The organism is Candidatus Thiodictyon syntrophicum, assembly GCF_002813775.1.
GTDB classification, from domain to species: domain Bacteria; phylum Pseudomonadota; class Gammaproteobacteria; order Chromatiales; family Chromatiaceae; genus Thiodictyon; species Thiodictyon syntrophicum.
Genome location: NZ_CP020370.1, coordinates 2,124,299 through 2,149,420, shown reverse-complemented (window position 1 = coordinate 2,149,420; position 25,122 = coordinate 2,124,299). Strand labels below are relative to the sequence as shown.

Sequence of the window (25,122 nt, the reverse complement as noted above, 5' to 3'; positions counted from 1 at the left end):
TCGCAGACGGCTGCGGCGTCGCATGGTGCGGACAGGCCGGGCCGCACTGGGGTGCGGCGCTCCCAGTTGGTCGACCTGACGGCCGACCGACAAACGTCGCTGGCCGGAAGGACGGTCGAGGCCGCCGCGCGCGCCTGACCCGACCTACCCGGCTATTCGGCGCCATCCGGCCAGAACGCGGGCTCGGCGGCGGCGCGCGTCAGCACCAGGGTCTCCTGCTTGGCGTTGCTGCTCAAGTTGAAGGCGGTCTCCAACCGGTCGCGCGGCCCCGCCGGCAGACCGCCGATGCCGGACTGGAAAACCTCGGCCCTTATGCCGGGGCGGCTGGCTCGGCTCGACGCCGACATGCAGGGGTCGCGACGCCGCGTTACACTGTTCCGGTTACGAGGTTTTCCGCCCTTCATAGAGTGCCCATGGACCCGCAGACCCTCGCCCCGCTGTATCTCCTCTGGGACGCGCTGGCCGTCCTGGGAATCCTCTCCGGCTTGGTCCTGGCCCTTGCCGGGTACCGTGTGTTCGAGCAAGTTGCCCAATTGCCCGGGCTGATCCTGGGCGTGCTCATCGCCGGCGGCCTGGCCTACCTCCTGTGGCATGAGCCGCTTCCGACCATCGCCGCGGCAGCGATTGGCGGCTGGGTGGGTGCGGCGATCATTCGAGCCCTTTGTTTTCATGGCTTCGCGCGGGCACGAGAACGTATTGGCGCATCCCTTCTCTGAGGCTATAGAAATCTTTCCGATGAAATGGCATCCGGTCGCGGCGAAGCTCATTCCAAACCATCTTGTGACCTACTGCATCGTTGGCGGGTATGCGCGAACTATCGTTGCCGGTCGCGGAGAGCGAGGGAGCATTCCACTCGCCTCCGCACATTTCGAGGTGCATGGCGGGGGCTGCTCGACCTTGGCGTCGGACGGTAAAGATTCACGGCCCCAACGACAACCATCTGGAATGGAAGAACCTTCGCGACCCGTCGGTAGTGCGTGACAAGCTGGAGGAGATCGGCAAACAATTTCGGGCAGGGCGGCAGACCGAGGGAACCAACCACAATGACAATGGCGGTGTATTCCGTGACCCGCGTCCGCCAATTTGGGATCGGCCGCGGCCAGTAGTATTTCCGGAAGCGTTGGAAGCCAAGGGTCGGTCCGACGGGCTACCAAATGTCTACTTGCACCTGGTCATGGCGCCCGATGGCAGCCGTCTTGGCGCCACCACGGAGTACGGTTTGGTATTTCTAGTCAATCCAAGCGACGGCAACTTGCTGCAATCGATCAAGGCGCCCCTCTGCGAACAGATCGCCTTGAGCTGTCGTGGACAGTTGACCGTAGTGACCGCCCATCTCAGAAAGGTCTTCCTCTGTGGAAGTGATACGGATACCGTGGACGCCTGTCCGAAAATTGCCGTCGACACCGCGTTCCACGAGTACCATGACGGCTTGAAGGCGAAATATATCGCGGTTTCAGCTGATGACCGTTGGTTCGCGGCATTTGACGATGGTGGCTTGCTTGTCGGAGAGATGTCCGCAACATTTGTCTCCTCGGCTACGCTGAGCGTATGTCACGCTGGCCGACGTGAGAGAACCGGAGGACTTCCGTACGATCTACATTCCAACGTCCGCGCGATGGCTTGGCATCCCCGATCAGATTGGCTGGCGCTAATCAGTATTGATGATTCCACCTCGGAGTTATGGATTTATGATCCAGACTCGGATCGGCTCCTCACGAGCGCTGTTCCCCCTTTCAGTTACATCAAACGAGCGTTCCGGTGGGCGGCTGGTTTTGGAGATGCTAGTGGAACGCCCATGGGATGGGGAATGCGCATCCCGTGGGCCACAGCAGGAATTCCCTGCAGTCACGCCATGGCAATGGATGCGCAAGGGTCGCTCATGGGATTGCTCGGGGATCGGTCGGTGACTTTGCTGAGAATCGAAACGCAACGGTCGTCGGAAAGCCCGGGCAAGCGCGTTGTGATTGAGCATTTGGGGGCGATTGAGTGCGATGAAGGCGGTCTGCATGCGATTGCGATGTCGTCGGATTCGCGTCTGGTGGCGGCAGCAGGCAAAGGGGCGGTGATACGGGTTTGGGAAACGAAGACGCGTCGCCAGCTCTGTAAGCTGACCTGCGACGAAGAGCCGGGAGCGTTCGGCGACGTGAAATGGACCGTCCTGAGTCTCGCGTTTCACCCGAACAATCACTGGCTATTTTCCGCGGGCCGGAGCGGACTTATCCGCCGCTGGTCGCTCACGAAGCAACCGGATGGCGGCCTTCGTGCCACCTGCGACAGGGCCATGGAGGCGCTCCCCGACGGCAATTGGGTCGTTTGGCACGACCCGGATGGCCCCAACCGTCGCTGGGTCGAACCCAAAGACGATGCGAAACGCTGGCTTGGCTGGCGGATGCCCTCGGGCGAATATCGACCTTTCGATGCGTTTTAGCGTAGCTTGGGGTGACGAAGGAACCCCAACAGTTATTCTTATGCGAGTCATCCCCAAACGTCCAATCCGGGAATTCTGGCCTTGATCATAACTCTGGCCAGCGGCGATCGGTCCGCACAGCGGACCCTACGGTAAGGCCGCGTTCCGTAGGGTCCGCTGTGCGGACCAGCGGCCTCGCGGCTCGCGCGGTGGCCGGAGTTATGATCAAGGCCGGAATTCTGGACCCGCCATCCCGAGTCGCAGCCACCCTTACAGGACTGGTATCGACGGCTCAGCGAATGCAGCGCCCTGTCCTTCCCGGCGCTGCGGCAGACCTTCAGGTCCGCGGACTATGTGGACGGCTACGTGATCTTCGATGTCGGCGGCAACAAGTACCGGATCGCCGCAGTGCTCCACTTCGATAAGCAGCGGGCCTATGTGCGGGATGTCATGACCCATGCCGAGTATGACCGGAATCGGTGGAGTCGGAAATGAATGCAGCACTGGACCTGGATAAGATGGTTCCTGCCTGGCAGGCGCTGAAGTCCCTGGCCCCCCTCGCACACATCGAGTGCGAGGCGGACTATGAGCGGGCCACGGCGTTTCTCAACGATCTGCTGGACCTGGTGCGGGACGATGCCGGGCATCCGCTATACTCGCTCGTCGCGGTGGTCGGCGACCTCATCGAGGCCTACGAGATCGACCACGAGCCGCGGTAGTGCGCAATCCAGGCGAATAGCAGGCCGCGTCGAGGTCTGGGGGATGGGCACGCTGCGCTTTGCCCATCCTACGGAGCTTTGTTATAGCTGACTACGCCGAGCATCAGGCAGCAGTTGCCAGATCCAAGGTCGATAGCCCGGCGAGCGGCAGTGCGGTGATGCCCGGAGCCATCGGATAGTGTCGCCCGCCGGGATAGACGACCCACAGATGCGCCAGATCGAGATCGGCCTGCGCGATGTGCATGGAGCGGCTGCTGGTCGGGGCATCGCTGCACTTGTACTCGAACCCGAAGCGCCGGCCATGCCGCAAGAGCAGGAGATCGAGTTCCGCACCCCGCTGAGTGGCCCAGAACCAGGCGTCCCGTTCGCCGAATCGGATCAGGGTCTGCTCCAGCGCGAAGCCCTCCCAGCTGGCGCCATAGCGCGGATGGCTTCGGAGGCCGAACAGGCTGTCCAAGCCCAGCAGATGATGCAGGATGCCGCTGTCGCGCACATAGACCTTCGGCGACTTCACCAGACGCTTGCCCAGGTTCTCGAACCAGGGCGCCAGCACCCGCACCATGAAGGTGCCCTCCAGGAGGTCCCGGTAGTGATTCACGGCGGTCGGACTGACGCCCATCGAGCGTGCCAGTTCGGCGGCGTTCCAGGTCTGTCCGTGGAAATGGGCGAGCATCCGCCAGAAGCGCCCGAGCGCCGACGGTGCCACCCGCGAGCCCAGCCCCGGGATGTCGCGCTCCAGGAAGATCTCGGCGAAGGACTCGACCCAGCGCGCCCAGGCCGCGTCCGACTCCGCCAGGAAGGCGCGCGGAAAGCCGCCGCGAAACCACAAGCGGTCCTGCTCGCCCGCCCCCGTTTCGTCGAGCGAAAAGCCGGGCACCCGCACCAGGCGCACGCGCCCCGCCAGGCTCTCGGAGACGCCTTGCACCAGGTCCCAGGAGGCGCTGCCGAGCAACAAGAAGACCGCCTTGCGATCCGGCGCGTCGCACAGGGGGCGGAGCAGTGCGAACAACTCCGGGAGGCGCTGCACCTCATCGACGATCACCAGACCAGTGCAGGCGGACAGCACCGCCTCCGGCGTCCCGGCCAGCGCCGCCCGATCGGCCGCCCGCTCCAGATCGAAGGTGGTCGTCGGTCCCGGCCAGACGCGAGCGACCTCGCGGGCCAGGGTCGTCTTGCCGACCTGCCGGGCACCCAGCAAGGCGACCGCGGGGGCCTCCGCGAAGTGTTGTTGGACGGTGGCAAGGAGCCGCTCTCTGCCGAGTAATTGTTGCATATCGTAGGTTCGTACAACGATTTTCAACAATTATAGCCACCTTCCGGCCCTAGCGCCCCGCGTCGAAACAGTTGGAGCAGGCCCCGCATCGGAGTGCGCGGATTCCTCGATTCCTGGTACGGCAACCGCCGCTTGCCCGATCCGCACCCCCGCTCTACAGTTTCCGCAGACTCGCCGCACGAGGACTCGCGACGGCACCCGTCTCTCCACGCGGGTCCGGGAATGGTTCCAGCGGTGCGGCAAGACCGTGCTCCAGGGCCTGGACGACCTGACCGCCGACGCGCTGATCGAGCGCCTGCCCACCTGCCTGGGCGCCGACCTCTGCGACCTGCGGCAGCGCGGGCGGTCCTGACTGGAGCGCGCGCGCCCCGGATGCCAGGCCCCATGCCAAGCGTCGGGTGGTGCCGGCCTGGCAGGCGCTGAAGTCCCTGGCGCCCCTCGCACACATCGAGTGCGAGGCGGACTATGAGCGGACCACGGCGTTTCTGAACGATCTGCTGGACCTGGTGCGGGACGATGCCGGGCATCCGCTATACTCGCTCGTCGCGGTGGTCGGCGACCTGATCGAGGCCTACGAGATCGACCACGAGCCGCGGTAGTGCGCAATCCAGGCGAATAGTAGGCCGCGTCGAGGTCTGGGGGATGGGCACGCTGCGCTTTGCCCATCCTGCAATCGACGATCGAGCCGACCCACATCCGTTTCGATCGCACCCTGGTGGCGGCTGGCGCTTGCGACCGGACGGCGCGGGAGCTAGTCTGACAGTGATCCGATCGAAACCCCGGCGGCGTCCGTCCGGCACCCGCGAAGTGCCTTGCATTGCCCCCGCCGGCCCCGAGCGACTCTAAGCCAATCGTTACCGAACCAGTGTCAGGGTCCCTGCCATCCCGAGGGTCGTCCGCCATGTCCGTCGAACTCCAACTCAAGTCGTCCATGTCGAAGTCGGACATCTACACCTTCGAGCGCAAGGTGCAGTATTACCAGCGCCGCCACGGCCGCACGGCGACCCGCAAGCTCGTCATCTCACCGATGGTCCGCCCGGAGGCCCGGCCGGTGGCCGAGCGCCTGGGGATCGAGGTCTTCGGCTGCGCCGATGGTGTGACCGGGCTCGCAACGACCTGAGCCGTCGCGGGGCGCGGTTTGGGTCCGGGTGTCGGCACCCGGTCCTGCGGGAAGTGGCACCACACAATGTCACCCGCCGCCGGGGTCGGCCACTAGCGGGCGCCCATCAGAAGAGGCTGGATGAGACCGAGTGCACCCGGCCTTGCGGTTCGGCCTGCCGGATCGCGTCCACTTGTTCAGGGGTCAGTTCTCCGTCGTCGGGCTCGTAGGCGGGCAGGACCTCCGACGCCAGCCGGTTCAGGGCGTAATGCATGACTTGGGTTTCCGTGAAGCCCAGGGTCTCGGCCAGCCGGGCCAGGGTGGCGCGGCTGATCCCGTTGCTGGAATCCGCGGGACGGAAGCGGAACAGCAGTCGGTCCGGTTTGGCGACGGTCGTCATGGCGATTGCTCGACAGGTGGATATCAAAAATAGATACGCGCGATTCGGGGCTGTCAATCTGCCGTGGTCGCCAATTCGGGTTCACCACGTCACAGCTCCGCCGCGTCCGCCGTAAACACGATCGTCAGCCACCGCTCCGGTCCTTCCCCCCCGATCGCCGCCCCGATCTCGGCCCGCAACGCGTCGAGTTCACCGATCGACAAGCGCAGTTCGGCCGGCAGCAGCACCGCCACCTCGATGAAGCGCGCGCGCCCGGCCTTGGAGACATAGCTGCGATAGTCCAGGAAGCCGTGACGCGCCACCAGTTGCGCCATCGCCGCGCGCACGCTTGCGTTCAACTCGGGCGGGCTCATGACCAGAATCTCGGTGAATGACTCGCGGGCCTCCCGGAAGGGCATCGGCAGGATCAAAAGCGCCAGCAGCGCCAGGATCGCCGGGTCCACCAGGGGGATCAGGTGCGCCACCGCGGTGCCCTGCATCGCCATGGCGGCAACGAAGGCGATGAGCAGCGCGACGGTGATGAGGCCCGACATCAGCCAGGCCTTCACGTCTAAGAGCACCAGCGCGGAGTCGATACGTTCGGCTTGACGCCGGAGCCACCACCACATGCCAAAGGCAATCACGGCCACCAGCACCGCATAGACTAGCGCGGTGCCGAACGCCGGTTCGTAGCCGCCCTTGAGCAGGCTGTTCACCGCGCTCAGGAAGGCATAGGCGACCAGCACCATGAGGACCGAGGCCTTGAGCGCCATGACCAGCGGCTCCAGGTGCCAGAACCCATACTGGAAGCGGTGGTCCCCCTGGCTCGCCACCAGCCGGGCGACATGCAGCGTCAGCCAGGTGATGGCGGCGTCCACGAGCGAGAACAGACCGTCGAACAGCACGGCCGGCGAGCGCGCCAGGAGCCCGAACAGGACCCCGAGCGCGGCGATGAGCAGGGTGCCGAAGAAGGAAATCCTCAGCAGCCGGGCCTCCAGCTCGCTGCGCAGCCGCATCACCCGGTCGGTGGCTGCCATGATCAGTCCAACGCCTTGATCAATTGGGAGGCGGCGACCAGCAGCGGCGACCAGGAGGGTCCGAAGGGCGGCGCATAGGCCAGGTCCAGGTCGTAGAGCTGCTCGGCGGTCATCCCGGCCTGGATGGCCGCGGCGGCGGTGTCGATCCGGTGGGCGGCGGACTCGGGGCCGACCATGCAGCACCCGACCAGCCGACGCGTGTGCCGCTCCCCGAGGAGCCACACCGAGAGCTTGCCCCCGCCCCCATAGTAGCCGGCGCGTGTGGACGCCAGGACCTCTATGCTTACCGTGTCGAGCCCGGCCGGCGCCGCCTCGTCGCCGGAAAGACCGGTGCGCGCCACCTCCAGCCCGAAGAACTTGAACGCGGCCGTGCCCAGCACCGGCGGCACCCGCCGCTCCCGGCCGAACACGTTCTCTCCGGCCAGCTTGCCGGAGCGATTGGCGCGCAGGGCCAGCGGGAACCAGACCGAGCGGCCGGTCACCGCGTGGCGTGCGTCCGCGCAGTCGCCGGCGGCATAGATGTCCGCATCGGCCGTGCGCAGACAGTCATCCACCGCGATGGCGCCCGCCGCGCCCAGGGGCAAGTCGGCGTCCGCCGCCAGCCCCGCCTCGGGGCGCACCCCGGTCGCCACCAGCACCAGGTCCGCGGTCAGGGTCCCCCGGGTGGTCTGCACCAGGAGGTCGCGGCCCTGACGCGCGATCGACTCGACCCGGGTGCCCGTCAGCAGTTCTACACCATGCCTCCCGGCCTCATCGAGCACCCGCCCGCGCAAGGTCGCCGGGAGCCAGGGCAGGATCTCGGGCAGGGCCTCCACCACCGTCACGGCCGCCCCCAGGGCACGCAGGTTCTCGGTCGCCTCCAGCCCGATGTAACCCGCGCCGATGACCACCGCACGCTTAGGCGGGGCCGCCGCCACCGCGGCCTTGAGCACCCGCCCGTCCTCGAGTGTCTTGAGCGGATAGGCCCCCTGCCCCCACAGGTCATCCAGACCCGCGATCGGCGGGCTCCAGACCCGCGCCCCGGTGCACAGGATCAGCTTGTCGTAGGCGAGCCGGAAGTCGCCGTCCGCATGACGCCCGACGACCTGGCGCGCGGCCCGGTCGATGGCCAGCACGGTATGACCCAGGCGCACGTCGATGCGGCGCTCGTCACGAAAGCGTTGCGCGGTGATGACCTGAAGGTCCTCCATCCGCTCGTCCGGCGGGAGCTTGTAGGGCAGGCCGCAGGCCCCGTAGGAGACATCCTGGGTCTTTTCCAGCACCAGAATCTCGGTCGCGGGGTCGATCCGCCGGGCCTGACTGGCCGCGCTCATGCCGGCGGCCACGCCGCCAACGATTACCAGTTTCATCGACAGGATACCTCTTGCCGGGTAATGGCGCGCCGTCGCGCCGGCTTAGACAAAGGCCGGAGGTGGGGAACTGAGCGCACTCGTTGTCGTTGTCGTAATCGGAGAAACGATACACTTCGGGGTCCGAGAGAATCCGGGGCGCTCCGACAACCTCGACAACGACAACGACAACGACAACGAAAATGGCGCGGTAGGCAGCCGTAAGAGAGAGATGGGCATCGCCGCGCTCTGCCCATCCGACAAACGAGCCGCCCCCTCAGCCGATCATCTCCACCCCGCCCAGATAGGGCCGCAGGGCCTGCGGGACCCCGATCCGCCCGTCCGCGTGCTGATAGTTCTCCACCACCGCCACCAGGGTGCGTCCGACCGCCAGCCCCGAGCCGTTCAGCGTATGGAGCAGTTCCGGCTTGCCGGTGCGCGGGTTGCGCCAGCGCGCCTGGAGGCGGCGCGCCTGGAAGTCGCCGAAGTTGCTACACGAGGAGATCTCCCGATAGGTCTGCTGGCCGGGCAGCCAGACCTCCAGGTCATAGGTCTTGCAGGCGGAGAACCCCAGATCACCGGTGCAAAGGGTCACCACCCGGTAGGGCAGGCCCAGGCGTTGCAGGACCGTCTCGGCATGACCGGTGAGTGCCTCGTGCGCCAGCGCGGAGTCCTCCGGGCGCACCGCCTGGACCAGTTCCACCTTCTCGAACTGGTGCTGGCGGATCATGCCGCGGGTGTCCTTGCCGGAGGCGCCCGCCTCGCTGCGAAAGCAGGGGGTGTGGGCGACCCAGCGGCGGGGCACCTGGTCGGCCTCCAGGATGCAGTCGCGCACCAGGTTGGTGACCGGCACCTCCGCCGTGGGGATCAGATAGAAGTCCCGCTCGCCGGGGACCTTGAAGAGATCCGCGGCAAACTTGGGCAACTGGCCGGTGCCGCGCAGGCTGTCGGCGTTGACCAGGTAGGGGACATAGACCTCGGTGTAGCCGTGCTCCTTGGTATGCAGGTCCAACATGAACTGGATCAGTGCGCGTTGCAGCCGGGCGAGCGGCCCGGACAGGACCACGAAGCGTGCCCCCGTGACCTTGGCCGCCAGGTCGAAGTCCATCCAGCCCAGGGCCGTCCCCAGATCGACATGGTCCTTGGGGGTGAAGTGGAAACGGGTCGGCTCGCCCCAGTGGCGCTCCTCGCGGTTGTGGGTCTCGTCCGCCCCGTCGGGGACGCTCGCGTCCGGCAGGTTGGGCAGGCCGAGCGCAATCTCGCCCTGCTCGTCCTGGATGGCGGTCAGCCGCGCCTCGGCCGCCGCCAGGACGGTCCCCAAATCCGCCACCGCGGCCAGCAGGGGGGCGGCGTCCTGCCCCGCCGCCTTGGCCCGGCCGATGGCCTTGGAACTCGTATTGCGCTCGTTCTGCAGCTCCTGCACCCGGACCTGCAGGCCCTTGCGCTCGCCCTCCAGGGCCTCGATCCGGGCGGTATCCAGCCGCATCCCGCGGCGGGCGAGTTGGGCGGCGACCAGGGGCAGGTCGGTGCGAAGCAGGCGGGGGTCTAACACTTGGGGTCACCAGTCTCGATGCAGGGGGCCAGGGGCGGCCGTTCAACGGCCTATTTCATGGCGGATTCTACACCGGCCGCCGGCTCCGGCGCGGACGGGCGGCGCCGATCCAACCAGAAGGCCGCGGCGAACAGGACCGCCGCGAAGACCGCCACGATCAGGGCGCAGGCGACCGGGTCCTGGACATAGAGGTTCACCGCCCCGAGGTCGGGACCAATCCAGGGCGCCACCCAGGGGTAGACCAGGGTGTAGAGGAGGCCGGCCGTGAGCCCACCGGCCAGACCGACCCCGGCGTCCAGGCTGCCCTCGCCCAAGGCCATCGGCATGGTCCCGGGGCAGTAGCCGAGCAGCGCCATGCCGACACCGAAGAGCACGCCGCCCGCGACGACGCCCCCGATCAGGAGCGGCTTCACCTCCAGGACCGCCGCGCCGAGCTGGTACTCGACGAAGAAGGCCAGGGCCGAGGTACCGATCGCCACCAGCAGTATCTTGGCGACCGTGAAGTCCAGGAGCAGCCCGAACCCGATGATCCGCTCGAAGCGGGTGATACCCACCCACCGCGCAATGAGCGCGAAGGCCACGCCGGCCAGGAAGGCGACGATCATCGCGACACCCCATAGAAGGCGCGGGAGGCGGCCACGAAACAGGCGACGACCACCAGGGCGAACAGCAGGCCGCTGGCGGCCAGTTCCATCCCGCCCGACAGGATATGCCCGCTGGTGCAGCCGCCGGCCAGACGCGCCCCCAGGATCAGCAGAAAGCCGCCGACGAAGGCCCACAAGAGCCGCCGCACCAGGCCCGGCCCCCGGCGCCGCGCCCACAGGGCCGGCACGCCGCGCAGGCGAAAGGTCCGGGAGGCGAGCGCACCGGCCAGGGCCCCGCAGAAGCCGCCCGCCAGGAACAGCAGTTCCCAGGAACCGGCCGTCGCGATCTGCCGGAAATACTCCGCGCCTTCCAGGCCGGCGACCAGGCCCGCGAGATAGGGATAGCCGGTCGAAGCGCCGATCGGTCGATCGGCGAGGTGCACGTTCGTGATGAGCACGTTGAGCAGGCCGATCGCGACCCCGGCGAGGAGCCATTGCCGGCGTGACAGGGGGACCGGCGACCCGGATGGCGCCGGGGCCTGGCCCCCGGGTGTGACGATTGGGCGTGGTTTGCTGTTCATCGGTGTCCGTTCATTGAGTCGAGGGGGCCGAATTCTAACCCTTCACGGGGCTCCCTGGCCTCTCGTTTCCACGCGGAAGCAGGGGAATGCCGTGCGGGCGCTCCGCGTCCGGTCTTGGCACTGGACGCGGAGCGCCCGCACTTGCTCCCACGCAGGAGCGTGCGAGCCAGAAGCACCGGCCGCCGGCTGGTGCCGCGGGGCGGAATTGCCGGGGCCAAGCCGGCGATCGGGCAAGGGGCATGAAATTGGACAGGATTAACAGGATAGGCACGAGAAATCCGCCACGCCACCACCCGCTCGCGGATCCCGGTCCAGTCCCGATCGCCCTGCCGTACCACGACCACCGATCGCCCGCCCGCGATCAACCGGGCCAAGGTCCGCCCGAACAACCGCCCGGGCACGCCGAAGAGGGCACCACGGCGGTTCTCTCGCAGCAGTTGCAGCCCCAGCAACCCGGCGATGGGTACATCACGCCGGTCGTAGAACTCATAGATGGAGGCCACGGCAGTTTGCGCGGTCGCGTCACGGCTGAAGCCGCTCCCACAGCGTCGCTACGCGACCTTAAACGCAAAATCTCGGCCTCTATGGGCGATCGGGCCCCCACCGGAGGTCAAGGCTTCAGCCGGACGGGGGGCCGCAGGCGCGCCGTCGATTCTTGCACGAGCGCGCCGCGCGGTGACGCGAGTAACCCCGCTGCGCGCACGAACCTGGCGCCGACCGGCCTCATTCGCTCGCCGCTCGTCAACTCAGCCCCGGCGGCCCTATCTTGGCATGGGGCCGCCGACGCCGACACGCACCGGTGCCTCGCCATCCGGTCCGGTCGGCCACAGCTTGAGCTTAAGCCGCTGGGTCATCCCCTCGGAGCCGCCCACGCCGGCCTCGGCGTTGTAGACCCAGGCCTCGTCGACTCGCTCTTGCAGGGTTCCCGGTGGCCTTCAGCTGACCCGACACCGGGTCGAGAAGGCGATATGCTATCCGGCAGGGCGGCCGGTTGCCGGCCGCATTGATGAAGACCAGCGAACAGGAGATAGCGAGAATGGGTGTATCGCGTGCAGTGGACTTGGGTGGGAAGCCATCGACCGCCGTTCGACCGCTCGCGCCCGCAGCCCCACGGCGGCTCTTGCCTTGGCTGGCGCTGGCCGGCTTGGTCCTGGCGGCGGGCTGTGCGTCGGTCAACCAGGCCCCGCCACCCGCCGCTGTGGCCGAGCTCAAGCCGGGGATACCGGTCGGCTTCCTGCAGCCCGACGCGCTGCCCGACGGCCTGACGCTGCTCCCGCCCCCGCCCGCCCCGGGATCGGCCGCCATGGCCGCCGACCAGGCGGCGTTCCGCGCGACGCGCGCCTTTCGCAACACGCCGCGCTGGGCGCTGGCGAGCGCCGACGCGGTACTCAAACTTCCGGAGGGCCCGCAGGCCTTCTCCTGCGCGCTGGACGCGCCGATCACGCAAGAGGCCACGCCGAATCTGTACGCCCTCCTGGGCCGCAGCGCGACCGATGCGAAGCTTGCCGCCGCGCCGACCAAGGAGCACTACCGGCGCATCCGCCCCTTCGTCGTCAATCGCCAGGCCAGTTGCACCCCGGACGATGAGGCGCGGCTGCGGCTCAATGGGTCCTACCCATCCGGTCATACCATGATCGGCTGGACCTGGACCCTGATCCTCACCGAACTGGCCCCCGAGCGTGCCGACCGGCTCCTCGCGCGCGGCTATGCCTTTGGCCAGAGCCGGGTGATTTGCGGCGTGCATTGGCAGAGCGACGTGACGGCCAGCCGGGTGCTGGCGCCCGGCGTAGTCGCCCGCCTGCACGCGGACCCGGCCTTTCGCGCCCAGTTGGAGGCCGCCAAGGCGGAACTGGCCGCGGCCCGCGCCAAGGGACTGAGGCCCACCCGCGACTGCCGGGCGGAGGCGGCGGCACTGGCCGTGACGTTGCCGAAGACACGGCATCCGCGGTAGCGATCCCCCGGCCGCGCCGCGACGCTGCGAGAAGCCCAATCAGAGTATTTGGCCGCAAATGAACGCAAATAAGCGCAAATAAATCTGCTGGTTAGCATCGTCGCGGGCGTCACCCGGACAGTGAACATTCAGTAAAGCCCAAGTCTCTGATTATTTGCGTCTATTTGCGTTCATTGGCGGCTAAACTGCTTTTTCTGGGATAAACCGCCACGCCATGGCAATCCGCGGGGGCTCGTCGCGGCCGGGGGGCCGCTCCTACTCACGCCACGGCGGGCGGGCCTGGCGTAGAATGGGGGGATTCCCCCGATCGGGGCCGTCCCCGGAGCCCTCGCCCATGCCAATTTTTCAAGGTACTACCATCCTCTCAGTGCGTCGCGGCGGTCAGGTCGTCATCGGCGGCGACGGTCAGGTGTCGCTCGGCGCCACGGTCATGAAGGGCAACGCCCGCAAGGTGCGGCGGCTCTACAAGGATCGGGTGATCGCGGGCTTTGCCGGGGCCACCGCGGACGCCTTCACACTGTTCGAGCGCTTCGAGGGCAAGCTGGAGAAGCACCAGGGACACCTGGTCCGCTCCGCGGTGGAACTGGCGAAGGACTGGCGCACGGACCGGATGCTGCGCCGGCTGGAGGCCCTGCTGTGCATCGCCGATGGCCAGTCCTCGCTCATCATCTCCGGAACCGGCGATGTCATCGAGCCGGAACACAACCTGATGGCGATCGGCTCCGGCGGTCCCTTCGCCCAGGCGGCGGCCCGGGCGCTCCTGGAGAACTCGGAACTGTCCGCCCGTGAGATCGTCGAGCGCGCCCTGCATATCGCCGCGGACATCTGTGTCTACACCAACCACAATCTGGTGCTCGAGGAGTTGGACGCGGGGGTCGGGGAAGGACGTTAGTGACGAGCCAAGAACGAGTTAAACGCAATCGTTGTCGTTGTCGTTGTCGTAATCGGAAAAGCGATGCACTTTGGGGTGCGAGAAAATCCGGGGTGCTACGATAACCTCGATTACGACAACGACAACGACAACGACGCCATCGTGCAGCCCAATGGAATTGTTTAACTTATTCGTGAACCGTTCCTTAGTACGGGAGTACGTCGGGGTCTCTGCCCTGTCGATGCCGCGGCGTGTGCGGGTAGGGCTTTGGTCCGCACAGCGGACCCTACGGGCCGCGCCCGTAGGGTCCGCTGTGCGGACCGACGATCGCGCCGACGCCGGGCAGTCTTGCGGAAGCCGTGGACGACCCACACCTTAGTGCCCTTTGAAGGGCGTTTATACCCTATATATAACCTCAAGCGTCACGCCGAGCCGCCGGCCGGGCGGCCCATCCACGGACCTCCAAATCCAATGTCGGAAATCACCCCCCAAGAGATCGTCGCCGAACTGGACAAGCACATCGTCGGCCAGGACGAGGCCAAGCGCGCGGTGGCGATCGCGCTGCGCAACCGCTGGCGGCGGATGCAGATCCCGGAGCCGATGCGCACCGAGATCACGCCCAAGAACATCCTGATGATCGGCCCCACCGGGGTCGGCAAGACCGAGATCGCGCGCCGCCTGGCCCGTCTCGCCAATGCCCCCTTCATCAAGATCGAGGCCACCAAGTTCACTGAGGTGGGCTATGTGGGCCGCGACGTGGAGTCCATCATCCGGGATTTGGCGGACATCGGCATCAAGCTGTGCCGCGAGCAGGAGATGGCCCGGCTCGCCGATCTGGCCGAGGCGGCCGCGGAGGAGCGCATCCTGGACGCCCTGCTGCCGCCCCCGGGCGGCTTCGAGGAGGAGAGCCGCACCACCACGGCGACTACCGCCACCCGGGAGAAATTCCGCGTCAAGCTGCGCGCCAACGAACTCGACGAGCGGGAGGTGGAGATCCTGGTCTCGGCCGCGCCCCTGGGCGTGGAGATCATGGCCCCGCCCGGTATGGAGGAGATGACGAGCCAGCTCCAGGGCCTGTTCCAGAACCTGGGCCAGGGCCGCACCAAGCGGCGCAAGCTGCGGATCAAGGACGCGCGCAAGCTGCTGCGCGACGAGGAGGCGGCCAAGCGGGTCAACGAGGAGGAGTTGAAGCTGCGCGCCATCGAGAACGTGGAGCAGAACGGCATCGTCTTTCTCGACGAGATCGACAAGGTGACCCGCCGTGGTGAGGGCGTCTCCGGGGCCGACGTCTCGCGCGAGGGGGTGCAGCGCGACCTGCTGCCGCTGGTGGAGGGCAGTACCGTCTCCACCAAGCACGGCTCGGTGCGGACCGATCACATCCTGTTCATCGCCTCGGGCGCCTTCCACCTGGCGCGCCCCTCCGACCTGATCCCCGAGCTGCAGGGCCGCCTGCCCATCCGCGTGGAGTTGAAGGCCCTGACCACGGAGGACTTCGTGCGCATCCTGACCGAGCCGGACGCCTCGCTGACGGATCAGTACAAGGCGCTGCTCGCGACCGAAGGGGTCAACCTGGAGTTCACCCCGGACGGCATTCGCCGCCTGGCCGAGATCGCCTGGCAGGTCAACGAGCGCACCGAGAACATCGGCGCCCGGCGGCTGCACACGGTGCTGGAGCGGCTGCTGGAGGACGTTTCCTACAACGCCTCGGACCTGGACCGGGTGACCGTGACCGTCACGGCCGCCTATGTGGACCAGAACCTGTCCCAACTGGCGGCGGACGAGGACCTGTCGCGTTACATCCTCTGACGGCCTGGCGGCGGGAGCGGCCCCGCGCAGCGATGGGTTTCGCTGCGCTCTACCCATCCTACGATTCTGCGATCGGGAACGATGGGTTTCGCTGCGCTCTACCCATCCTACGGCGTACGGCCCGACGGCCGTCACTCATATTCATCAACACCCCGCGCGCCGGCGGCGCGCGGGGTAGGAGTACCAGATGCCCGCACCGACCGAACTCAACCTGCACCAACTGTCCCGCGTCCTGGAGGTCGCCTTCGAGGACGGCGCCCGCTTCAGCCTCCCCTGCGAGTATCTGCGTGTCTTCTCACCCTCCGCCGAGGTCCAGGGCCATGGCCCGGGCCAGGGGACGCTCCAGGTGGGCAAGGAGGACGTGGGCATCGACCGGATCGAGCCGGTCGGCCACTATGCCGTCTGCCTGCACTTCGACGATGACCACCACACCGGCATCTATTCCTGGGAATATCTGCGCCACCTGGGCGTCAATCAGGAACGCCTCTGGCAGGGGTATCTGGACGAACTCGCCCAGGCCGGGCTGCGGCATAAGAAGCCGTCCTGAGGCAGGCGCGCCGGGCCCGTGCCCGGCGCTCGCGGGGCTGGACTCAGTCGTGCTGCGCCAGTCCGCTCAGGTTGACCTGGTCGACCAGACGGGCGAAGACGTAGTCGATCTCGTCGTAGTTGTTGTAGACGCCGTGGGTGGAGATACGGAACCCCACCCGGTTGTCCGCCGTCAGCAGGTGGCTGGTGCGCCAGGTGGTCGAGCGAATATAGATCTTCGGTATCTCCGCGGCCAGGTTGGTGAGGATCGTCGAAATCGCTGCATTCATGACGCCGTGGCTCGCCGAATCGTCCTTGGCGGCAAAGGGGTTGAACGAGGTCACCGCGGTGGCGAAGGCGCTGTTCGGGTTCTGTTGCACCCACAGGGCCCCGGGGCCCCACTGGGCGGCGATCAGGCCCTTCAGGTAGTTGCCCAGGGCTACACCGCGGTTGTAGATGGCGTTGAGGCCGATCTGGGAGAAGAAGGCCAGCGAGTCGGTCATAGCATAGACGGCCGGGGTGTTGTACTCGCCGCGCGACTGGATGGAACTCGACGGGCGGAAGGCGCGGCTGTTGAACAAGACGCTGGGGATCACGAACGGGTTACCGTAACTGGAGAAACTGCCGGGGGCCAGGGGCGGCAGGGTGTGTGCCGCGGCATCGGAGGTGCGGCAATAGAAGATGCCCGTGCCCGGTCCGCCGCACAGCCACTTGTGGCCGGCCCCGGCGATGAAGTCCGCCCCATAGGCATGGCAGTCGACCGGCAACATGCCCCAGCCATGGGCGGCGTCGATGATGGTGAAGGCGCCATAACTGCGGGCCAGCGTGCAGAGTTCCGCAATCGGCAGGCGCAGGCCGTTCTTGTAGAAGACCTCGGAAACGGCAAGGTACTGCTTGTTCCCGGCACCCAGATTCGCCGCCAAGGCGGGCCGGAACCACTCGACCACCTGCGCCGGGGTCAGGGTGGCGGGGAAGCTGGAGGGCATGTCGACCACGACGACCTCGACCTGATGGTAGTCCCGCGCCCAGGCAATCGGACCGGCCAGGCCCGGATGCTCGAAGCTGGTGGTGACGATGCGGTCACCGGGCTGCCAGGGGGTGCCGGCGAAGATCAGGTTGCAGGCGTCGGTGGTGTTGTAGCTCAGGACGATCTCTTCGGCGTTGGCCCCGTAGGCGTTGGCGACCTGCAACTGGCGGGCGCCCATGGCGGAGGGCGTGATCGGGAACAGGGTCGGAAAATCGGCCGCCAGGTTGGCCGCCCAGTCGCGCGGGTCCTCGCTCTTGTAGCGGTTGTAGACGGCCAGGTTGTTCTGGACGAACTCCGGCTGGGACCCGGTGGTGCCGGTGTTCATGTGGATATAGTCGCTCGACAGGGAGAACGCCTTGCGGACCTGCCGCCAGTATTTCTCGGTACCGGCCGGCTTGGTGATGGTCGGGGGCGGCAGGAGCTCGCGCCCGAGCCGTCCGGGTGCACTGGACTCATCGGCGAGGACCTCGCGTGGGCCGACCAGGGTGGCAGCCACCGCCGCGGAGGCGAAGCCCTTGAGGAAGCCGCGACGATCGAGACCGACGCCGTTGTTGTTCTCTTGCGCTGACATGGATAGAGCTCCCAGACTCGTTAGAAGTAATCGCGGGGCTGACCGACCGACCCGTGGCCCTCTGCCGCGATGGATGCGAGATGGCGTCCGCTCCCGGCCTGAGGCCGGGGCAGGGCCGCGCCGCTACGCAACATCCGTGACCGAATGCAACATTGCGTCGATGGGAGCTTAACAGCATCCGACGAACGGACAGTGACGTGCATCCGCAATTGTCGAAAGACCGGGCGCGCGCGACCCGCGGGATTGGGAATCTGTGATCCGGTTCCCCGCGGGGCGGGTCGCGTCAGTCCTCGTGCGGCACTGGAATTCCGGGGGCCTGATCAGCGTCCAGGCCAACCGCGGACGGTCCGCTCGAGCGACCTGCGGTCCCGGCATCGACCGCCAAAATTATTGTTGACAAAAGCGGTCAACTCGTGATCGCAGTCTTGGCCGTCCTTTCCGCTTCGTCCGCGGCCGCAGAATGGCGCGCTAGTGAACCTTGCTCCGGCAAGGAAGGCGTCATCGGCAGTTGTGTCAACCGCTTGGCCACGCGCAGTAACGAAGCGACCGGCAGCGGCAAGGAGAAATGTGCCCCGTCCGCCGGACCTGCGACATCCAAGGCGTCCCCGCCCGGATCGCCGAGGGTGGCCGCCAATGGACGCAATATGCGCTGAGCAGGCGCACCAGGGGTCTGACAGTCAGCGGAACGATTATGGAGAATCTTGCGTAATCGTTCTGCTGAGATGCTTCTGGACAGGCGGTGACGGCCGCCCCATCGCGACCTCTTAGGCCGGGTACCCTTCCCGGCCATTGCGGCAAGCGCCGCGTCCCCCCGGGCTGCCGGACCGCCCCGGCAGTCCCATCGGGGTCCCCATAAACCCCGAGAAGACCATCTTCGGTTTCTTTGTCGTCCTCGCCCCGGCGCCCAACTTCGGGCTCGTTATCGGCTCCTGTCGGGGCTCGAAACCTTCCTCCTGCGGCGATCGGCAGGCCACAAATGCCCCCCACAGCGCCCCTTTTGGTGCGCGAAGGGCGCGTTTCCCGCCCGCCTCGCGGACTGCTTGCCGACGCCGCAGTCCCGCTTGGCGCACACTGTGCGCGCTTTGCGCTTGGCAATGCCGCCGTGATGCCTTATTAGTGGGGTTTGGGCCGGCGCGGTCGCGACCAGGGACATCCTGGCGGCCCGTGCTCAGCGTCCACTCGCGACGTCCGGCCCCTTCACCTTGGAGTCATGCGCCCATGCATCCGCTCATGCAACGTCTCGCCCAGGACCACGTCCGTCTGGTGCGTCTGCTCGACCTGCTCAGTGCCCTGCTCGACCGCTTCCGCGACGGCCAGGAACCGGACTACGACCTCTTCTGCGAGCTGCTCGAGTACATGGACACCTACGCCGATACCATCCATCACCCCACGGAAGACCTGATCTTTCGCCGCGCCCTCGACCAGGGGGCGGAAAACCGCGATGTCTTCGAGGTGTTGATGCGCCAGCACAGCGTCGTGGTCCAGATGAACAAGCGCTTTCGCCGCTCCCTGGACGGCATCGCCCACGAGGAGGTCCTGCGCCGCGACGAGGTGGAGGGCCAGGGCCGGGAACTGGTCACGACGCTGCACGCCCACATGACCCTGGAGGATGCGCAGGCCTTCCCCATCGCGCGGGCGCGTCTCGACACGGCGGACTGGGACGCGATCGAGGCCCTTGCCCCCCGTGCCGATGACCCCCTGTTCGGCACCCCGGACCCCCAGCGCTTTCGCGCCCTGTTCAGACACCTGTCCGAGCAGGCACAGGACTGAGGCCCGATCGACATGCCTGGACTTGAGTCAGAACCCCGCCCGACGAACCCCGCGGCGCCCGCCGCGGCCGAAACACTGACGGCCGGGTCGAGAAAACGCGACGGCACCATCCTCTATGCCAACACCCGCGGGGGGCCCCACGACAGCCCCGAAACCCTGGGCGTGCTGCTCGTGAACCTGGGGACGCCGGACGCCCCCACGGTCCCGGCCGTGCGCCGCTATCTGGCCGAGTTCCTGTGGGACCCGCGGGTGGTGGAACTGCCGCGCCCCCTCTGGTGGCTGATCCTGCACGGGATCATCCTGCGGGCGCGCCCGCCGCGCACGGCCCGGAACTACCAGGCGGTCTGGACCCCGGAGGGCTCACCGCTGATGGTGATCTCAAAACGCCTGGCCGCGGCCATGCAGACGGCGCTCGCCGCCCGCTTCGCCGCGCCGGTCAAGGTCGTGCTCGGCATGCGCTACGGCAACCCGTCGATCCCGAGCGCGCTCGCGCAACTGCGCGCCGCCCATGCCCGGCGCATCCTGGTATTGCCGCTCTATCCGCAATATTCGGCCACCACCACCGCCTCCACCTTCGACGCGGTGACGGCGGAACTGCGCACCTGGCGCTGGCTGCCGGAGCTGCGCTTCGTCAACCAGTATCACGACGACCCCGGCTATATCGCCGCCCTGGCTGCCAGCATCCGCAGCTACTGGGCCGCGCACGGGGAGCCCGAGCGGCTGCTGTTCTCCTTTCACGGCATCCCCAAGGACTATTTTCTCAACGGTGACCCCTACTACTGCCAGTGCCAGAAGACCGCCCGCCTGGTAGTCGAGGACTTGGGTCTGGCCAAGGAACGCTGGCTGCTGTCCTTCCAGTCGCGCTTCGGCCTGCAGGAATGGCTCAAGCCCTATACGGACGAGACCCTCAAGGAGTGGGCCGCCACGGGGGTGCGCTCGGTGCACGTCATCTCGCCGGGGTTCGCGGCCGACTGTCTGGAGACCATCGAGGAGATCTCGGTGGAGAATCGGGACTATTTTCTGGAGTCCGGCGGCCAGTCCTACGGCTACATCCCCTGCCTCAACGACGGACCCGAGCACATCGCGGGCCTTGCGGGCCTGATCGAGCGTCACTGCGCCGGCTGGCCGGAGTCCGCGCCGCTCGCCGACAGCCCGGATCTCAACACCCGCCGGGAGCGGGCGCGGGAGTTGGGGGCGGCGGCCTAGACAGGAGCCGGGGCGTCCCGCCCCGGGTCTCTTGCCGACGGGGGCGGGACGCCCCCGCTCCTCTCAGCGACGCCCGAAGAGCCGCCCGAAGATGCCCCCCTGCCCCGCCGCCGGTGCCGGCTTGGCCGCCGCCGGGGCCAGCCCGGCACGCTCGGCCTCCTCGCTCGCGGCCCAGCGCCCGGTAAGCGACTGCCAGTCGGCGTCCGACAGGTCCCGGCCCCAGAGCCGGATCGTCTTATCCGCGCTGCCGCAGACCAGGAAGCGTCCGTCCGGGGTGTATTCCAGGCTGTAGACGTCCGCCCCGAACCCGGTGAAGCGCCCTAGCTGGGTACCGCTCGCCGTATCCCACAAGCACACGGTCCGGTCCGCGCTCGCGGTGGCGAAGGTACCGCCGTCCGGGCTGAAGACCGCCGACCACACCGGGTAGCGGTGCTCGTTGCGCTCCATCAGCAGTGTCCCGCTGGCCAGGTCCCAGATGCCGACCGAGCCGTCCACATTGGTCAGCAGCACCCGCTTGCCGTCGCCCGTGAAGCGCACGCTGTTGATCCCGTTGTGGACCACCGCCACCCGCCCGACCTCGGCGCCGCTGCGCACATCCCACAGGATCAGGTTGCAGTCGCGGCTGCCGGAGGCCAGCAGGCGCCCGTCCGGGCTGAAGGCGACCCCCTGCACATACTGGTTGTGGCCCTCGATGTGGTGGACCCGCTCCCCCTGCACCGTCCAGATCGCGACGGTCCCATCCTCGCTGCCCGAGGCGAGCAAGTCCCCCTGGGGCTGGAAATCGACACCGTAGATCAGGCTCGTGTGCCCGCTCTGGCTCCACAGCGCCCGACCCTCCAGCGAGTCCCAGACCCGCACCACCGCGTCGGTCCCGCCGGAGGCCAGCAGCCGCCCGTCCGGGTGGAACGCGACCGAGTAGACCCGCCCCTCATGCCCGTTGAGCGTATGCAGGGTGCGCCCCTCCTGCAGGTCCATCACCCGCACCGCGCTGTCCCAACTCGCCGTCGCGACGCGCCCGCCGTCGGGGCTCAGATCCAGCCCATAAATGGTATCGGTCGCGCCGGGACGCGCCACAAAGCGCCAAGTGTCTGACATCGCAAAATCCTCTGACTGGGGTCACAGTGACCGGGGGGCGCCCCCGGCGCCGGGACACCGGTCGCCGGGGTGCGCCCGGGGTAACCGCCAATCTTAGGTGAATCGCGGCGCCGTGGCGCGGGCAATTGCGAGGCCGACGCCCCCCGAAGGCACAATCCGCCAAGGAGGCACACCGCGCCCCCTGGAGTCCAAGGCTTCAGCCTTGGCGCCACATCCCGTGACGCCCGCGTACCGAGACACTGACACTGCACGCAAGACTGCCCGGACCCTGAGACGCCGTAGGGTCCGCTGCGCGGACCAGCGACCGCCCGTCCAGCAGGGGGGCCGGAGTTATGATCAAGGCCCTCGTAAGGGCCTTCAGCCCTGAAACGGCGCGGTTCTACGAGGCGGTCGAAGGCTGCCTCTCGGTCGACCTGAGCGACCTACCCACTTGCGCGACCGATAGAGACTCGCGCGGCGTCAGCCATGGCGGAGAATGGCGGCCTTTCAGGTGCGCAGGGCCGCTGCACAAGCGGCCTCAATCATCGTCCCAACCGGCAGCCATCTTCTGGAGTCCAAGGCTTCAGCCTTGGTCCTGCCCATCCAAGGCTGAAGCCTTGGACTCCGTCAGGGAACTGGCCGGAACGATGATCGAGGCCGCACAAGCGCTCTCGATCATCGCGTCGGACAGGTAATAGCCAGCCCGTCTCAGATCCAGCAACGGTCGGTCAGCAAATCGAGCCGCCCCACCAACGAGAGGGCGACCAGCGGACCGGCGTTGATCACCGCGCTTTCCGCCGGCATCAGACGAACTCTTCCGCGAGATCGTCACCCTTCAAATCGACCAATGGGACCCCGGCGCGGCTTGCCGTCAACAGAAATTCGACGCGACCCATGCCGCACAATCGGCCAGCCTTGTCCGAGGAAATGCGGCCCAACTCGAAGAGCTTGAGTGCACGCAGGAAGCGCGCCTCGTCGGCGAAATTATCCGCCAACTCGGCTGGTGAGGGTAGTCCCTTTACCGGAAGCTCAATCGTCAAGGTGTTCATTTGACTCTCCTCATCATCCCGGCCTCCGTTGCACATCCGCTTTGCGCTTGGCGGCCAGGGAAATCAGAATGCTGTCCCCGGACTTCCGAACTTGAGTCCCGTTGAGAATAGAAATAGTTCAGTCTCCATCGCGTAGCCGATATTTGGCGCGGACGATAAATGGATGCCGTTTGACAAGTCTAGCCTCCGACATCTCCCCATACAAGACAGGGAAGTCACGATTGCCAGCCACCGCCGCTTGGATTCTATCGAAATCACGCTCTCGCGCTTCGTTCCCGGTTACCCTGATTACCTGTCGACGACCAGCGATAGGAATGTGAAGCAACATAGAGCCACGGACATGACTGCCGCGAAAGAAAGTTCGCATGTCGGGATCGACAGGAGCCCATCGTTGCTCGCCAGGTTCCATCTCAATCTCAACCCGGGGTTTCTCCGAAAAAAGCACCTCAGTCGCACTGGACACAGCGTTAATGAAGATAACAGCTTGGGTTGTCACTGCCGCACCCGGTGCTCCGGAGGCGGCTAACACCGGCACGCCGCTTGATTCTACAATATTGAAGTCTGCCGCACTCCATGCAGCAGTCGTCCCGGCCTGCCCCGCATTTGGATTCAGGGCTGTCAGGTTTAGGCCTGTGAGCTTGCCCGCATACGCCGCATTCGGCGTAGCTCTTTGCCATCCGTGACGAAGCGCTCCTGTTGAGTATAAAAACAATCGAACCTGCGCTGGAGCCGCAATCAGCTCATCAAAATCAGCGGAGTCTAAGCAGAGGTGAATACGCCAAGGCAACGCAATTCGCGGTATAGGGTCCCCTTCCGCGTGAATCACCAAGATGTTGTTGCGCTCGACCCCGCTAGGCGCTGGTGTATCCGGATCGTAGAGCGTAGCCTCATTCCGGCAAGCTTTCAGATGTCGTAGGGCATCGACAAACGGCTTTTCCTCGGTAGACCCATGCAGCAACACTGCTGCCTCGCAATTTCCGCCTTGCGTTGCGTTTCCGGTCAGGTTGTGGCTACCCGTCCACAGCCAACATTCTCGACCAGATCGAGCATAGATTACCTTTGAATGCATCAACGCTGCACCAGCCTTCTTCTCCCAAGGCGCCAGCGCTCCCCAATGGACGAAGAGACTTGCAGGTATCAAGGGATGGAGCGTTGCGAGCTGATCATAGTCGGTTGGTGGTGCTGCTGAGACCACGACAAACGAGTCCGTCGTTTTCAGGCGGCTCGTTTGGCGTTTAAGAAGCGCAACACCTGCGGCCGTGCAAAACGCTGAAGCGATGGCCAGTTGGTCGGTGCCCTTGTTCATTACCTGCTCCATGGCAGACCGAGCCCCTTTACGGGGATCCTCGGCAAAGAAATCAACGTCCATAGCCGTAACCTATCTTACGCATGAAGTCTGTAGCCGGGGGCTGGCTATACTCTTGCCTTTGAAACGACGGGAAACGGTATATGAAAACCATTGCCGCTAGCATCAAGGGCGCAAATCCGCCGGCCACAGAAAATACGGCCCAAACTTCCCGGACACCCTCAATTCCCCTCCCGCCGCCTTACCCTTGGCGGTGAGCTTCAAATCCTCCCCATCCCGCTCGACCAACCCCGCACGGATAAGTTTGTCGCCCAGTTCCCCGGTCCGCATCCCAAGCGCCTTGGCGAGCTTGGACGTGGTGAGCTTCTCGAACCCGTTTTCATCCGCGGCACCGGCAGCCGGTTCGCGTCCCTCATCCTTCGGCTGCTCGACCTTCTCGGCCGAGAGTCTGACCTCTTCGCTGACCCGGATCAGGCGCTGGGCCTCTTCGTAGGTCTCGCGGTACAGGTCCGACTCCTGGTCGCGCTCGACGAAGACGCCCATCTCGTTGTTGTTCACCTGACTGAAATCGTAAAGATTCATCGAGGTGATGATGGCGGAGCGCTCGTTCAGATAGCACTTGGCATGGAGGTTCTGGCAGAAGCTGGTGCGTACGAAAGCGAGCGAGCGCAGCCAGTTGATCTCATGGGGCGCCAGTTCGCTCTTGCCGTAGACGATCCGCACGTCGATCTTCATGCGGTCCTTGTCTTCGAGCAGTTCGCGGATGCGGTCGTTGAACTTGAGGAAGGGGCTGATGATGATCAGCCGCTCCCGGGCGGCCTTGATCAGCTCTTCCAGAAAGTAGTTGGTCGCACTGGTGTTGAGAAACTTGGCCATGGGTCAGGGTCCTTGCCTCGGGGAAGGGGGCGCGGCTGTGGGCGACCGTGGGACGGCCGACTTAGGGCGATTATCGGCAATCTGGTGCTGGTTGTCTGCCGTCTCGTTCAAGGGCAGGGATGCGGCCCGCG

25 protein-coding genes are annotated in these 25,122 nt (G+C 66.4%); 12 read left to right on the top strand and 13 right to left on the bottom strand.

What is annotated here, in order from left to right; translation table 11 throughout:
• Positions 1–152 precede the first annotated feature (152 nt).
• Positions 153–347, bottom strand: a complete 195-nt coding sequence (locus THSYN_RS09245) for a hypothetical protein (RefSeq protein ID WP_100918884.1) — start codon at positions 345–347, stop codon at positions 153–155.
• A gap of 66 nt (positions 348–413) precedes the next feature.
• Between THSYN_RS09245 and THSYN_RS09240 the strand changes: the two genes are divergently transcribed.
• From THSYN_RS09240 to THSYN_RS09225, 4 genes are all read left to right on the top strand, one after another.
• Entirely contained in the window at positions 414–716 is a 303-nt protein-coding gene (locus THSYN_RS09240) for a hypothetical protein (protein ID WP_100918883.1), read from the top strand.
• A 257-nt stretch (positions 717–973) separates the two neighbouring features.
• Entirely contained in the window at positions 974–2,428 is a 1,455-nt protein-coding gene (locus tag THSYN_RS33595) for a WD40 repeat domain-containing protein (protein WP_157817542.1), read from the top strand.
• A 288-nt stretch (positions 2,429–2,716) separates the two neighbouring features.
• Positions 2,717–2,902, top strand: coding sequence for a type II toxin-antitoxin system HigB family toxin (locus THSYN_RS09230; protein WP_100918881.1), 186 nt, complete (start codon positions 2,717–2,719; stop codon positions 2,900–2,902).
• Positions 2,899–3,126 (top strand): transcriptional regulator, XRE family protein, encoded by a 228-nt coding sequence (locus THSYN_RS09225; protein ID WP_100918880.1) that lies wholly within the window; start codon positions 2,899–2,901, stop codon positions 3,124–3,126. The genes THSYN_RS09230 and THSYN_RS09225 overlap by 4 nt, the downstream gene beginning before the upstream one ends.
• A 103-nt stretch (positions 3,127–3,229) precedes the next feature.
• Here the strand turns inward: THSYN_RS09225 and THSYN_RS09220 are convergent, their stop codons facing one another.
• Positions 3,230–4,399 (bottom strand): ATP-binding protein, encoded by a 1,170-nt coding sequence (locus tag THSYN_RS09220; RefSeq protein WP_100918879.1) that lies wholly within the window; start codon positions 4,397–4,399, stop codon positions 3,230–3,232.
• Positions 4,400–4,800: 401 nt separating this feature from the next.
• Here THSYN_RS09220 and THSYN_RS09215 point away from each other — a divergent pair, with 401 nt between their 5' ends.
• Both THSYN_RS09215 and THSYN_RS09210 read left to right on the top strand, forming a co-directional pair.
• Positions 4,801–4,998: a transcriptional regulator, XRE family protein gene (locus THSYN_RS09215; RefSeq protein ID WP_236848836.1), complete on the top strand. Its 198-nt coding sequence runs from the start codon at positions 4,801–4,803 to the stop codon at positions 4,996–4,998.
• 302 nt (positions 4,999–5,300) lie between these two features.
• Positions 5,301–5,519: a hypothetical protein gene (locus THSYN_RS09210; RefSeq protein ID WP_100918877.1), complete on the top strand. Its 219-nt coding sequence runs from the start codon at positions 5,301–5,303 to the stop codon at positions 5,517–5,519.
• Between the two features lie 106 nt (positions 5,520–5,625).
• On the opposite strand, the gene THSYN_RS09205 is transcribed toward THSYN_RS09210, so the two are convergent.
• The 6 genes from THSYN_RS09205 to THSYN_RS09180 form a co-directional block, all read right to left on the bottom strand.
• Entirely contained in the window at positions 5,626–5,898 is a 273-nt protein-coding gene (locus tag THSYN_RS09205; protein ID WP_100918876.1) for a hypothetical protein, read from the bottom strand.
• Between the two features lie 89 nt (positions 5,899–5,987).
• Positions 5,988–6,914, bottom strand: coding sequence for a cation diffusion facilitator family transporter (locus THSYN_RS09200; protein WP_100918875.1), 927 nt, complete (start codon positions 6,912–6,914; stop codon positions 5,988–5,990).
• 2 nt (positions 6,915–6,916) lie between these two features.
• Positions 6,917–8,263 (bottom strand): FAD-dependent oxidoreductase, encoded by a 1,347-nt coding sequence (locus THSYN_RS09195; protein WP_100918874.1) that lies wholly within the window; start codon positions 8,261–8,263, stop codon positions 6,917–6,919.
• 256 nt (positions 8,264–8,519) lie between these two features.
• Positions 8,520–9,794, bottom strand: a complete 1,275-nt coding sequence (gene serS, locus THSYN_RS09190) for a serine--tRNA ligase (RefSeq protein WP_100918873.1) — start codon at positions 9,792–9,794, stop codon at positions 8,520–8,522.
• A gap of 50 nt (positions 9,795–9,844) precedes the next feature.
• Positions 9,845–10,399: a YeeE/YedE thiosulfate transporter family protein gene (locus THSYN_RS09185; RefSeq protein ID WP_100918872.1), complete on the bottom strand. Its 555-nt coding sequence runs from the start codon at positions 10,397–10,399 to the stop codon at positions 9,845–9,847.
• On the bottom strand, positions 10,396–10,959 hold the full coding sequence (locus THSYN_RS09180) for a YeeE/YedE thiosulfate transporter family protein (protein ID WP_100918871.1): 564 nt from the start codon (positions 10,957–10,959) through the stop codon (positions 10,396–10,398). The genes THSYN_RS09185 and THSYN_RS09180 overlap by 4 nt, the downstream gene beginning before the upstream one ends.
• A 1,036-nt stretch (positions 10,960–11,995) precedes the next feature.
• Between THSYN_RS09180 and THSYN_RS09175 the strand changes: the two genes are divergently transcribed.
• The 4 genes from THSYN_RS09175 to THSYN_RS09160 all read left to right on the top strand — a co-directional run bounded on the left by THSYN_RS09175 (position 11,996) and on the right by THSYN_RS09160 (position 16,134).
• On the top strand, positions 11,996–12,910 hold the full coding sequence (locus THSYN_RS09175; protein ID WP_100918870.1) for an acid phosphatase: 915 nt from the start codon (positions 11,996–11,998) through the stop codon (positions 12,908–12,910).
• 334 nt (positions 12,911–13,244) lie between these two features.
• A complete protein-coding gene (gene hslV / locus THSYN_RS09170) occupies positions 13,245–13,802 on the top strand; it encodes an ATP-dependent protease subunit HslV (RefSeq protein WP_100918869.1) in 558 nt (185 codons plus the stop codon).
• 450 nt (positions 13,803–14,252) lie between these two features.
• Complete coding sequence (hslU, locus tag THSYN_RS09165) at positions 14,253–15,587, top strand: ATP-dependent protease ATPase subunit HslU (RefSeq protein WP_100918868.1); 1,335 nt, start codon at positions 14,253–14,255, stop codon at positions 15,585–15,587.
• Between the two features lie 187 nt (positions 15,588–15,774).
• Complete coding sequence (locus tag THSYN_RS09160) at positions 15,775–16,134, top strand: gamma-butyrobetaine hydroxylase family protein (protein ID WP_100918867.1); 360 nt, start codon at positions 15,775–15,777, stop codon at positions 16,132–16,134.
• A gap of 43 nt (positions 16,135–16,177) precedes the next feature.
• Here THSYN_RS09160 and THSYN_RS09155 read toward each other — a convergent pair whose 3' ends face one another.
• A complete protein-coding gene (locus THSYN_RS09155; RefSeq protein ID WP_100918866.1) occupies positions 16,178–17,710 on the bottom strand; it encodes an aminotransferase class V-fold PLP-dependent enzyme in 1,533 nt (510 codons plus the stop codon).
• A 1,218-nt stretch (positions 17,711–18,928) separates the two neighbouring features.
• Here THSYN_RS09155 and THSYN_RS09150 point away from each other — a divergent pair.
• Together THSYN_RS09150 and hemH are read left to right on the top strand one after the other, a co-directional pair.
• Positions 18,929–19,480, top strand: coding sequence for a hemerythrin domain-containing protein (locus THSYN_RS09150; protein WP_100918865.1), 552 nt, complete (start codon positions 18,929–18,931; stop codon positions 19,478–19,480).
• A gap of 108 nt (positions 19,481–19,588) precedes the next feature.
• On the top strand, positions 19,589–20,686 hold the full coding sequence (hemH, locus tag THSYN_RS09145; protein ID WP_418219935.1) for a ferrochelatase: 1,098 nt from the start codon (positions 19,589–19,591) through the stop codon (positions 20,684–20,686).
• Between the two features lie 63 nt (positions 20,687–20,749).
• Here the strand turns inward: hemH and THSYN_RS09140 are convergent, their stop codons facing one another.
• From THSYN_RS09140 to THSYN_RS09125, 4 genes are all read right to left on the bottom strand, one after another.
• Positions 20,750–21,781 carry a WD40 repeat domain-containing protein gene (locus tag THSYN_RS09140; RefSeq protein ID WP_100918863.1) on the bottom strand — a complete coding sequence of 344 codons (1,032 nt, stop codon included), beginning with the start codon at positions 21,779–21,781 and terminating at the stop codon, positions 20,750–20,752.
• Positions 21,782–22,563: 782 nt separating this feature from the next.
• Positions 22,564–22,809 (bottom strand): UPF0175 family protein, encoded by a 246-nt coding sequence (locus THSYN_RS09130; RefSeq protein ID WP_100918861.1) that lies wholly within the window; start codon positions 22,807–22,809, stop codon positions 22,564–22,566.
• A gap of 118 nt (positions 22,810–22,927) precedes the next feature.
• The gene (locus THSYN_RS33590) at positions 22,928–24,115 is read right to left on the bottom strand and encodes a phospholipase D-like domain-containing protein (RefSeq protein ID WP_157817541.1); all 1,188 of its coding nucleotides are present in this window, start codon (positions 24,113–24,115) and stop codon (positions 22,928–22,930) included.
• A 165-nt stretch (positions 24,116–24,280) separates the two neighbouring features.
• Positions 24,281–24,991, bottom strand: coding sequence for a phospholipase D family protein (locus THSYN_RS09125; RefSeq protein WP_100918860.1), 711 nt, complete (start codon positions 24,989–24,991; stop codon positions 24,281–24,283).
• Positions 24,992–25,122: the final 131 nt, after the last annotated feature.